Here is an 11,864-nt window from a genome sequence, read left to right as displayed (position 1 = left end):
TTAAAACTATAAAAAAATATTAGGTTAAAAATCATTAATGCTTAATATTAATATTGTTTTAAAGGAAATGATAATTTTATTTTTCAAAGATAATCGGATGTTTATACTCCAATTAATATTATTTTATCAATTATATATCATATTATTGCAATTGAATTTATGGTTTTATACAGTTTAAAAAATACTAATAGATGAGTGCAACTAAAAATTTTTACAGAGAGATAGCGCCACTGTCAAGTGGAGATAGTTTTTTAGTCTTTGACAGAATTAAAGATAGTTTTGATTTTCCAGTTCATTATCATCCTGAATTTGAAATTAATTTTATTTTAAACGGAAAAGGAGTTAGGCGTGTCGTGGGAGATAATATTGAGGAAATTGATAATGTCGAATTGGTTCTTATTGGTCCAAATTTATATCACGGCTGGGAATTAAATAAATGTACAAGTAAAAAAATTCATGAAATTACGATCCAGTTTCATAATGATTTGTTTCACGAATCCTTACTTTCAAGACGGATTATGAATCCGATCCGGGATATGTTTAATCGCTCTATTCATGGTATTTTGTTTTCTAAAAAAGTAGCCGAAGAGCTAGCTCCTAGATTGATAAAGCTCTCTAAATTAGATGGTATGGATTATTTTTTAGAAATTACTTCGCTGTTATATGATTTAGCAAATTCCAGAAATCAGAGGCTCCTTTCTACGTATACAGTAGATTACGATACTTTTGATGATTATGATAAAATGAAGCTCGTTTATGAATATGTGCAAAAACATTTTTCAGATAAAATTACTTTAGAAGACGCAGCTAATGTTGCGAATATGTCTATAATTTCTTTTAACCGGTTTATTAAAAAGCGTACCGGAAAAACTTTTGTAAACTATATTAATGATATCCGGGTAGGCTATGCTGCCCGATGGCTGGTTGAAAAAGACATGAGCGTTTCAGAAGTGGCTTTTAAATCCGGATTTAATAATATAGCAAATTTCAATCGGAGTTTTAAAGCTATTAAAAACTGTACGCCTAGTCAGTATAGAGAGGATTTTTCAGGATTAAAGCGAATTCTATAGTGATACTTTTTTTTCATAAATAAATATTATTTTTAACGAAATCGTTTTAATTTTTTTGGTTTCATTAATTATTGTTTATTGGTTGTTGGGTTTTTAAGGTATTTAATTACGAATATTTTAATAAAATGGTATTTTTATTTTGTTATATGTTTTTTTAAAACAGCATAGTAAAAATATTATCATTAAATGATATAATACTATTAACTTCCTATATTCTTCTGTTATAGATTTGTTAAAAATAAATCGGTAAAAATATAACTTCCTTTTTACTGCTTTATAAAGGATTAAACTTTCAACTAACCAAACATTTATTATGAAAAAACTAATGACTAATTTTATTCATTGGAATGCTAACCACAAGGCGATTCCATTGATGTTATTTCTGTTGCTGACTAGTAACTTTATTACTGCTCAGGTAAAAGTATCAGGTATTGTGTCTGATGATAAAGGACTTTCTATACCAGGAGCTAACATTACTGTTCTAGGGTCAAAGCTTTCTGCGTCAACTGATTTTGACGGGAAATACAATATTGATGTTCCTGCTAATGCTACATTACAATTTACATTTATTGGGTTTGACTCCAAAACAATCGCAGTGAATGGACAGACAAAAATTAATGTCACTTTATCAAGTACTTCTCAAAACCTAAAAGATGTAGTTGTAATTGGTTATGGAACCCAAAAAAGAGGAGATATTAATGGAGCTGTTTCAAGCGTAAAAGCAGTTGATATTGCAGACTCAAGGCAGGTTACTGTAGATCAGATGCTACAGGGTAGGGCTGCAGGAGTTGTGGTAACCAATAATTCAGGACAACCAGGAGGGAATGTTTCTATAAGGATTCGTGGGGCTACTTCATTATCAGGTTCAAACGAGCCGTTGTATATAATAGATGGTGTACCTTTTTCAGGGGATGCAACCAATTCATCTACTAGCGGAAAGCCTATTGCCGGAGGGTATGTTGGAGGAAATGCAGGAAGTGTGACCGTTAGTCCATTATCGTTAATCAATCCAAATGATATAGAGTCTTTTGATGTTTTGAAAGATGCTTCAGCTACAGCGATTTATGGTTCAAGAGGAGCAAATGGAGTTGTTGTAATTACGACAAAATCAGGAAAAAAAGGAACAGGGAGATTGACATATGATAGTTATATTTCAACTCAAAAAGTAGCTAAATTTCTAGATGCAATGTCACTAAGCCAATACGCTACTCAACAAAACGAATTGTCAAAAGTATATGGATATGGTACTAGACCAGAATTTGTGAAACCGGAATTATTAGGTCCAGGTACAGACTGGCAGGATGAAATTTATAAGACAGCTATATTGGTTAATCATCAATTATCATTTTCTGGAGGTAGCGAAAATGTTACATATTATGTGTCAGGTGGGTATACCAATCAGGAAGGTGTTGTTATTGGCTCTGGTTACAAACGTTACAATTTTAAGACTAATCTGGATGCAAAAGTTAAGGAATGGTTTAAAATAGGAGCTAATATTTCGGCAGGTATTTCTAATGAAGAAATTACTTTTAACGGCTCCAGTGATGGTATTATCAGTACCTCTTTGCTTAGTACTCCGGATGTTGCAGTACGGGATTCTGAAGGGAAATTCTCAGGCCCACCTGCTGATGGTTCAGTTGGATCTTTTATAAATCCTGTTGCACAGGCGATGCTTAATAGTAATGATTTGGTTAGGAAAAACTTTGTTGGGAACTTTTATTCTGAATTAAAATTAGCAAAAGGATTGGAATATCGATTTGAAATTGGAGCTAATACAGAATTTACTGAAAATACAGAGTTTCAGCCTACTTATGTCTGGGGTTCTGCCAAGAATGAACATGCGTCTTATACAGCAAGAAGTCAAAATTCTTATAGTCTTAATATTAAAAATTATTTGACATATAAAAATGTTTTTGGTAAACATAGTTTAAATGTTATGGTTGGACAGGAGGCTAATGATAATCATTGGTCGGGTAATTCGTACAATGTAAGGGATTTTGTAAGTAACAGTAATCCAAATATACATTTAGGCGATCAGACTACTTTGACAGGTACTGATTATAAAGGAAGTACTGCTTTATATTCTTATTATGGCAGGTTAATGTATGATTTTGAAAATAAATATAATGTGAGTGCTACAATGCGTGCTGATGGTAGTTCTAAATTTGCTGAAGGACGTAAATGGGGGTATTTTCCGGCAGTTGCATTTTCTTGGAAATTAACTAATGAAGCCTTTATGGATGCGGTTAAGAAATATGTAGACATAAAGTTTAGAATTGGATACGGTGAAAGTGGAAATCAAAATGTACCTAATGGGGCTTATTCTGCTGGTATAACTACATTGCCAACTTATGATGGTAATGGTTTCTTGGCAGCAAACATCGCTAATCCTGATTTAACTTGGGAGACATCTAAACAAACCAATTTAGGATTGGATTTTACGCTTTTTCAGTCGAAATTAACGGCTTCCTTTGATATTTACCGAAAAAAATCATCCGATTTTCTTTTGGCTTTGCCTCTGCCTGCTTACTTAACAGGATATGAACAATGGAATGGAGGGCTAGCAGCTCCATTGTCAAATATTGGTAGTATGGAAAACAAAGGTGTTGAATTTACTATTAATTATTCTAATAGGTTTTCTGATAATTTTTCATGGAATTCAAATTTTATTTTTGGAAAAAATGTTAATAAATTACTAGACGTTGTAAATGGAGTAAATCTAACCCAAATTGCTTTTTTAAATGGATATACACCTGCAGTAGTAACAAATACAACTGTTGGTGGTCCAATTGGTCAGTTGTATGGTTATAAAAGTGTAGGTATCATAAGAACTCAGGAGCAATTAAATCAGGCACCGGTACCTCGTTTAGGTAATAAACCGGCCCCAAGTTCATTAGGTGATGTTGAATATGTAGATATTAATGGTGATGGTTTTATTGATGAATCAGATGCAGGGGTGATAGGGAATCCGCAAGCAGATTTTACATATGGTTTTTCAAATACTTTTAAATACAAAACTATTGACCTGACTGTTTTTCTTCAAGGCTCTCAAGGTGGTGATATTCTAAATCTTACAAGAAGGGCAGGTACATCAAATGTTGCTTTGTATCAGAATCAATTAGCTGAAGCTGCGGATTTTTACACTGCTGATAATACTGATGCGAAATATCCAAGGCCAGTGCAAGGTTTAGGGCATGCCAATTTATTAATTTCTGATCGTTATGTTGAGGATGCATCTTATTTGCGAATTCAAAATGTTACTTTGGGCTACTCCTTACCATCCAGTCTGCTTTCAAAGACAAAATTTTCAAGAGTTAGATTGTATGCCGGAGCTCAAAATCTATACACTTTTACTAAATATAATGGTTATGATCCTGAGGTAGGAGTTTTGAATCAGAACGAATTATTGAGGGGAATTGATAACGGTCGCTACCCTAACTATAAAACATATACATTAGGTTTGAATGTTGAATTTTAATAATAATAAAAATGAAAAGATATAGATATAGTTTAATAACTCTGTTCATTGTTCTTGTTTTGGCAACGACTTCATGTTCAGAAGAATTTTTAGATCGTCCTTCAGAAGATGGGTATACAATTGATAACTTTTATTCAACAGATGAGCAGGTGATAGCAAGTACTGCGCCTATGTATGGTAAAATGTGGGCTCCTTTTGCAACAAAATGGCAGTCTGCACTTGGTGAATTGCCATCAGGGAACTGTCAGGCCGGGGCTGATGCTGTAGAATTAGTTGATTTTAAACTGACTTCAGAAAGTGATGCTTTGCTTTTGCCATGGAGTACATGTTTTGCCGTAGTAGCTCAAGCTAATAATCTAATCAATAATTTAGAATCTAATGTAGGTCCTGGTGTTAGTAAAGGAGTTATTAATACAACAATTGCCGAAGCACACTTTATGAGGGCAATGGCTTATTTTTATTTAGTACGCATTTATGGGGCTGTTCCAATAATAGAGAATAATCTGGATTATGTGTCAAATCCTAAAATAAATACCAACCCTGTTGAAGATGTCTATAAATTTATAAAAATGGATTTTCAATATGCTGTAAATAATCTTCCAGATAAAGTCAGAACAGCGGCTTATTCTAATAACATAAGATTATCAAGCGGTTCTGCAAAATCGTTATTGGCAAAAGTAAATTTATATACTAAAGATTATGCTGAGGCAAAAAAGCTCGCAGAAGAAGTAATTGCTAGTGGTGAATTTAAATTATTAGGTAGTGTTGAATTGCCTTCTAAAACTTTTGGAGATCTTTTTTTGGTTAAGAACAACAATAATGAAGAATCTATATTTTCATGGCAATTTATTACTAAAGGATATTATTTTAGTAATTATTCTAATATACAGTATGGTATTGACGCTCTAAACGAAGCAACTTATGGAGGAACATATGTTCCTACTAAAGATATTCAGAAAGCTTTTGAGCCAGGTGATCTTCGAAGAAAAGAAACATACATGGTTGCAAATGATTTTTATCCAAATTTAGCAAGTGATCAGGGAGCTAGTTTTTTACTTGACCCAACAAAATATAACCTTAATGGTACAGGAGCATTTGTTAAAAAATATGTAGTAGGGAAACAGTCAGCAGAAACTGGGCCTCAGGATAATAATGGATCAAGTGCTTGTATGTATATAATGAGATATGCAGATTTGTTGTTGATTCATGCGGAGGCTATATTAGGAAACAATGCAGAGACATCAGATGCTGCAGCTTTAAATTCATATAATAAAGTAAGAAACAGAGCAGGGCTGAATTCAGCGGTAAAAATCACTCAGGCTGATATTATTCACGAAAGGAGAGTAGAATTTGCTTTTGAAGGTGAATATTGGTATGACTTATGTCGCATTCCTAGGGCTGTAGCTATAGACTTGATTTCAAAGCAAGACAGATCATATTTTAGTGACACACCAAAATATGTTACTCCTGTTGAATCAGATTTTGTTTTTCCTAAACCTGCTAATGAGGTGAAATACAATCCGAAATTAAATGAAGCTCCGGTTCCTTATATTTTTAAATAAGAGGTATAACAAGTAAAAGTAAAAAAAAAATGAAAAATAATAAAATTTCAAGTTTATTGGGCTTTCTGATGTTGGCTTCAATAGTAGTAAGTTTATTAAGCGCTTGTAATAATGATGATGGCGCATCATCAACACAACTTGAGGTGGTGAGTGTTAGTAAAGCAATGAGTAGTTCTACGCCTGTGAAAGCTGAAGATAATGATTCAATTACAGCAATTGGTTATCCTGGTATGACCTATATTATTAAAGGTAGTGGTTTTAGAAATTTAAAACATATTTACTTTAATGATAAGGAGTCTTATTTTAATCCTACAATGGTAACGGATAACACCATTTTTGTTGCTATTAATTCCAGTACTCCTTATGAAAATGGATCTAGTGAATTAAAACTAGTTACAGATGCAGGGACTATCGTTTATCCTTTTGTGATAGGTCCGCCTGCACCAGTAATCCATAGCTTTAATCCAGTTAATGCTGCAGAAGGTGATATTATTACAATAAGAGGAAATTTCTTTTTAAGTCCATCAGTAACTTTTGGAACTACAGTTGTAGCACCTGTATCTTCAACTTTAGAAGAGATAAAGGTAAAAGTACCGGCTGGTGCTGATAAAAAATATATAAAAGTAACCAATATTACAGGTTTTGCTACAACTCAATATGCAATTAATACTGCAGTTTTTGATGATGTATCTTATAATAGTTTTGATTTTCCAGATTGGAACAATTACACCTATGAGAAAGATGGTACTGCACCACAGGGCTTGGTGTATATTAGAAAAAAAATGGGAGCTTGGGATAATTTACAAGGTAATTGGTCCTGGAACGATCAGTTGTCTGATTATGCAGGAATAAGGGTTACTATAAAAGGATCGGTTCCGGGAACAGTTAAATTTATTTTTAATGGCGATTGGTCTGAAAGAAATATGCTTTCTATAACTACTGATTGGAAAACATTCTATATTCCATGGTCAGAATTAGGAAATCCGACAGCTGTACAAAATTTTTCTTTCCAGAATATGACTAAGGATTCCAATGGTGACGGTTTAGCCAATACTATTGATATTGATAATATTGGTTATTATTTGAAATAATAATAAATCAGTTTGAGTTAGTCTAAAATGTTCCCTGATTGAAAAATTAGGGAACATTTTTTATAAACTGTTTTAAAATTTTAAAAAAATGAAAAAGATAATTTTAGTATTGGCTTTACATATATCAATATTAACCTTCAGCCAGGGAAATACCCATACGCAATCAGCAGGAAAATTCGAAGGTCTCGCCATGACCCCGCCAATGGGCTGGAATTCATGGAACACTTTCGCAACTAATATTGATGAAAAACTGGTAAAAGAAACAGCAGATATTATGGTTTCTTCAGGGTTGGCAGCTGCAGGCTACAATTATATAGTACTGGATGATGGCTGGATGACCAGAGAACGTGACGTAAACGGAGATTTAGTTCCCGATCCGGCTAAATTCCCAAACGGAATGAAATTACTTATTGATTATGTGCATAGCAAAGGTTTGAAATTTGGTTTGTATAATTGTGCCGGAACAAAAACTTGTGCCGGTTATCCTGGAACACGAGGATATGAATATCAGGATGCACGATTTTATGCGAAATTAGGAGTCGATTTCTTGAAATACGATTGGTGTAATACGGAAGGAATCACTGCTAAAGAAGCTTACACTACTATGAGTAATGCGTTAAAAACTGCCGGAAGACCAATTGTTTTCAGTCTTTGCGAGTGGGGCGACAATCAGCCATGGGAATGGGGAAAACCGGTTGGGAATCTTTGGAGGATTTCTGGAGATATTTATCCTTGTTTTGACTGCGAATTCAAACATCCGGAAAATTGGTCATCATGGGGATTTATGAAAATTGCAGATATGCGTAAAGACATTCGTAAATATTCCGGTCCGGATCACTGGAATGATTTTGATATGATGGAAGTGGGCAATGAAATGAATGATACCGAAGATAAGGCGCATTTTAGTCTGTGGTGTATGCTGGCGTCACCATTGTTCAGTGGGAATGATTATAGAAAAATGTCTAAAGAAACACTAGCAATTTTAACTAATAAAGAATTGATTGCTGTGAATCAGGATAAACTAGGAATACAGGGTTTTAAATATCTTGCTGAAGATGGTATTGAAGTTTGGGTAAAACCCTTATCAAATGATAATTGGGCGATTACTTTTTTGAACAGAAGCGATGTTGCTAAAAAAATCAATTTTGACTGGAAAAAGCATTTAATAAAAGACGCTGATTTTGGTTATGAAGCAAATTTGGGTAAAACCGTTTATAAATTGAAAGATCTTTGGAAAAATAAAGAAATCGGTAATACTAAAAAGAATTTTAAAGCTGATCTTGGATCTCATGATGTAATTACATTACGATTAATTCCATAACACTCTTTAATATGAAAACAGAAGCTGGACTTTTTGTCTATACCTTATTATTAATGTTTTGTTTCACCAATGCTCAATTTGTGAAAAAACATGGTCAGTTAAGTGTTCAGGGGACTCAATTAGTTGATCAGAATAATAATCCGGTAGTTTTACGCGGAATGAGTTTTGGATGGCATAGCATGTGGCCCAGATTTTACAATGAAAAAGCCGTAAGCTGGTTAAAGAAGGATTTTAATTGCAATGTGGTTCGTGCTGCTATGGGAATTGAATTAGGAAACATGTCTTATATAAAGGAGCCGCAGTTTTCGAAAGATAAAATTGAGGCAGTTATAAAAGGGGCTATAAAATCGGATATCTATGTAATTATAGACTGGCATAGTCATAATATAAATTTAGAAGAAGCAAAAGCCTTTTTTGCTGAGATATCTAAAAAGTATTCGAAGTATCCAAATATTATTTATGAGGTTTTCAATGAACCGGATGATGAAACATGGCCGGAAGTGAAGGCTTACGCCGAAGAAATTATCAGTGTAATTAGAGAAAATGATCCTAAAAATATTATTCTGGTAGGATCTCCGCACTGGGATCAGGATGTTCATCTTCCGGCAGCAGATCCTATTTTAGGATATACTAATATAATGTATACAATGCATTTTTATGCCGCCACTCATGGCAAAGAGTTAAGAGACAGCACCGATGCGGCCATAAAAAGTGGTCTGCCAGTATTTATATCTGAATCTGCCGGAATGGAAGCTTCTGGAGATGGACCTTTAAATGTAAAAGCATGGCAGGAATATATAGATTGGATGAAAAGTAATAAACTAAGCTGGATTACATGGTCGGTTTCAGATAAAGATGAAACCTGTTCTATTCTAAAGAAATCGGCAAAATCAGGAGGAAAATGGAAAGAAGAGGATTTAAAAAAATCGGGAATCAAAGTTCGAGAGCTTTTAAGGAAATATAATAAGAAATAAAAAGTAATCTTTTAAAACGATAAAGCCTGTTCAAATTGAGCAGGCTTTTTGTGTTTTGAAAGGAAAGATAATGCTGATGATAATCTTGGATTATAGGTTTTAAGTTGTTTGCATTTTTGTAAGAATTTTGACGTGTTGCCAGGCAAGGTGTATTATACCTATGTGTTAAGTCTTAATTTTGTTTATTATTTTAATTTTTAAAACAACCCCTATTTTTATATGGGTACTTTGCTTTTTTTTTGTAAAATTAAGTTATTTTTAGGTGTTAATACATGTTTTAATTTTTAAAAACCCTTGTTTTTTGTTTGTTTTCCTTGTTTTTGTGTTGTTGATTTTTCAAAAACAAATCTCTATAAATATGAAATAACGATTATTTTTGATTTAATTTTTGTAATCCATAATTCTGCTCTCAAAACATGAAAAAAATGGTTTTCGATTCTTCTACTCATACAAAAGTTAATAAATTCGCTGAAGAAAATGATGATGATTTAGACCGATTTAAAGTTCAAAAAAAGCAATCGTAATTATAAAAAGATAAAAATTTAACTAACCAGAATCAATTAATAACTAAAACCAATTTACACATGAAAAAAGTATTATGTATTTTATCATTAGCCCTAACAACAAGTTTTGCATTTGCACAAGATGAAACATCAGAAACCACTCCATTAGAAATTTCAGGTTCAGGTGATATATATTACAAATATGATTTTGCTAAAGTTCCTAACATTCCGACAAGTTTTGCAACAGACCAGAATTCAGTTTCTTTAGGGATGTTGGATATCGCTTTGAAGAAAAAAATAAAAAACATTTCTTTTGTTGGTGAAATTTCTTTTGGACCAAGAGGACAAAGACAATCACTCCCAAGTGAGCCGGGTTTCGTATTTGATGATAATGGTGATATTATTCCTAATGCGAATACTTCTGGAGAATCATTCCATATTCAAAATTTGTATGCTAGTTATGCAGTTACGGATAAGCTTAGCCTGACTGCAGGTTATATGGGTACATTTATTGGTTATGAGGTAATCTCGCCTGTAGGTAACTTTCATTACTCAACTTCTTATATGTTTACCAATGGCCCATTCCAAAATGCAGGCATTAAAGCGAATTATGCCATAACGGAGAAATTTGGAGCAATGGTAGGTTTGTTTAATGATACTTGGAATTCCTATAAAGCGGATCCAATAAAAGGATTAAATGCTGTAGGAGGTCAATTGTCTTATGTAACTGATAAAGCAAGTGCTTATTTGAATTTTATGGATGGCTCAGTAAGTGGTACTATTGTTGATTTGACTGCAACATTCCAATTAACGGATAAATTCAAATTAGGTTTAAACGCTGCTGATTTTTCAAACGAAGGTGATGTAGGTTATACAGGGGGAGCTTTATATCCATCTTATGCAATTAGTGATGCTTTTGCTCTTGGATTGCGTGCTGAATACTTTAAGTCTAAAGAAGGTTCTTTAGATACTGATGTTACAGCTTTTACGTTATCAGGGAATTACAAAATAAACGGTTTGACTATAATCCCGGAGTTTAGACTTGATTCTAATTCAGATAAAGTTATGTTCGTAGATTCTAATTTAGCTCCTGCTAAATCTGCTTCTCAAGTACTTCTGGCTTTAGTTTACGGATTCTAAAATCAATATAAAACATACTCTTTCTGGAAAAGAGATAAAGATTGATATTTTTTTTTTTTTTTTGGAAGCTGTCAAAAATTATAAATTTTTGGCAGCTTTTTTATATGTAATTGAATTTGAGTTTATAATTCTCATTCGGTGTGATTAGTCAATAGGTAAAGAAAATTATGCTTAAGAAAAATCTTTAATCTAAATAAGTCTTTGTGTATGACTTTGTATGGAAAAAAAGATTAGGATGAACTGGATCAAATCATTTTTATGATGATAAACCATCTTCAAATACTCAAAGTTTTTATTTATTTCTAATGATATAAAGTAGTACTTAAGTTTTATATGTAAGGATTTTTTTTGCCTCAGGCATTGCTGTTAATTGTGAATGAATAGTGTTAAGGCTTCGGATAAACTTTTTTGATAGTATTTGAAGGTCTTGAAAATCTAAGAATAAAAAAACGCATTCTCTAAATTTTATCAGGAATGCGTTATTTATTTTGTTTGAGTTAATCATTTAGCTTCTGTATATTTATGCCTTTAAAATCAACTACTATGGAAGTATTTCAAGGACAAAGCATACTAAACTTTATAAAAGAACTGCCGGATTATGAAGCTTGCAAAGCATATTTAGCACAAATAAAATGGAAAGAAGGCTTTATTTGTATGAAATGTGGTCATACAAAAGGATGTCAAAAATCAGGATATAATTATCAATGTTACGGTTGCCAACATGT

General features: G+C 32.8%; 8 protein-coding genes. All 8 read left to right on the top strand.

Annotated features, from left to right (window positions below; all coding sequences use genetic code 11):
- Window positions 1–191: 191 nt before the first annotated feature.
- Window positions 192–1,070: a helix-turn-helix domain-containing protein gene (locus K8B81_RS11565; protein WP_223681659.1), complete on the top strand. Its 879-nt coding sequence runs from the start codon at window positions 192–194 to the stop codon at window positions 1,068–1,070.
- Window positions 1,071–1,383: 313 nt separating this feature from the next.
- A complete protein-coding gene (locus tag K8B81_RS11560) occupies window positions 1,384–4,548 on the top strand; it encodes a SusC/RagA family TonB-linked outer membrane protein (RefSeq protein WP_223681658.1) in 3,165 nt (1,054 codons plus the stop codon).
- A gap of 11 nt (window positions 4,549–4,559) precedes the next feature.
- Window positions 4,560–6,110: a RagB/SusD family nutrient uptake outer membrane protein gene (locus tag K8B81_RS11555; RefSeq protein WP_223681656.1), complete on the top strand. Its 1,551-nt coding sequence runs from the start codon at window positions 4,560–4,562 to the stop codon at window positions 6,108–6,110.
- A gap of 29 nt (window positions 6,111–6,139) precedes the next feature.
- Window positions 6,140–7,201, top strand: coding sequence for an IPT/TIG domain-containing protein (locus K8B81_RS11550; RefSeq protein WP_223681654.1), 1,062 nt, complete (start codon window positions 6,140–6,142; stop codon window positions 7,199–7,201).
- Window positions 7,202–7,289: 88 nt separating this feature from the next.
- A complete protein-coding gene (locus tag K8B81_RS11545; protein WP_223681652.1) occupies window positions 7,290–8,522 on the top strand; it encodes a glycoside hydrolase family 27 protein in 1,233 nt (410 codons plus the stop codon).
- An 11-nt stretch (window positions 8,523–8,533) separates the two neighbouring features.
- The gene (locus K8B81_RS11540; RefSeq protein WP_223681651.1) at window positions 8,534–9,496 is read left to right on the top strand and encodes a glycoside hydrolase family 5 protein; all 963 of its coding nucleotides are present in this window, start codon (window positions 8,534–8,536) and stop codon (window positions 9,494–9,496) included.
- 584 nt (window positions 9,497–10,080) lie between these two features.
- On the top strand, window positions 10,081–11,139 hold the full coding sequence (locus tag K8B81_RS11535) for an outer membrane beta-barrel protein (protein ID WP_223681649.1): 1,059 nt from the start codon (window positions 10,081–10,083) through the stop codon (window positions 11,137–11,139).
- A 543-nt stretch (window positions 11,140–11,682) separates the two neighbouring features.
- A partial coding sequence (locus K8B81_RS11530; RefSeq protein WP_223681647.1) for a transposase occupies window positions 11,683–11,864 on the top strand: 182 nt, incomplete at its 3' end.

Origin of the sequence: Flavobacterium hibisci (assembly GCF_020026925.1) — a bacterium.
GTDB classification, from domain to species: domain Bacteria; phylum Bacteroidota; class Bacteroidia; order Flavobacteriales; family Flavobacteriaceae; genus Flavobacterium; species Flavobacterium hibisci.
This window is presented reverse-complemented; position numbering and strand designations above follow the sequence as displayed.

What these genes read in the sequence shown, in the direction of transcription:
- K8B81_RS11545 (WP_223681652.1), top strand. Translation starts at nt 7,290, where the DNA reads ATGAAAAAGATAATTTTAGTATTGGCTTTACATATATCAATATTAACC.
- K8B81_RS11560 (WP_223681658.1), top strand. Translation starts at nt 1,384, where the DNA reads ATGAAAAAACTAATGACTAATTTTATTCATTGGAATGCTAACCACAAG.
- K8B81_RS11535 (WP_223681649.1), top strand. Translation starts at nt 10,081, where the DNA reads ATGAAAAAAGTATTATGTATTTTATCATTAGCCCTAACAACAAGTTTT.
- K8B81_RS11555 (WP_223681656.1), top strand. Translation starts at nt 4,560, where the DNA reads ATGAAAAGATATAGATATAGTTTAATAACTCTGTTCATTGTTCTTGTT.
- K8B81_RS11540 (WP_223681651.1), top strand. Translation starts at nt 8,534, where the DNA reads ATGAAAACAGAAGCTGGACTTTTTGTCTATACCTTATTATTAATGTTT.
- K8B81_RS11550 (WP_223681654.1), top strand. Translation starts at nt 6,140, where the DNA reads ATGAAAAATAATAAAATTTCAAGTTTATTGGGCTTTCTGATGTTGGCT.
- K8B81_RS11565 (WP_223681659.1), top strand. Translation starts at nt 192, where the DNA reads ATGAGTGCAACTAAAAATTTTTACAGAGAGATAGCGCCACTGTCAAGT.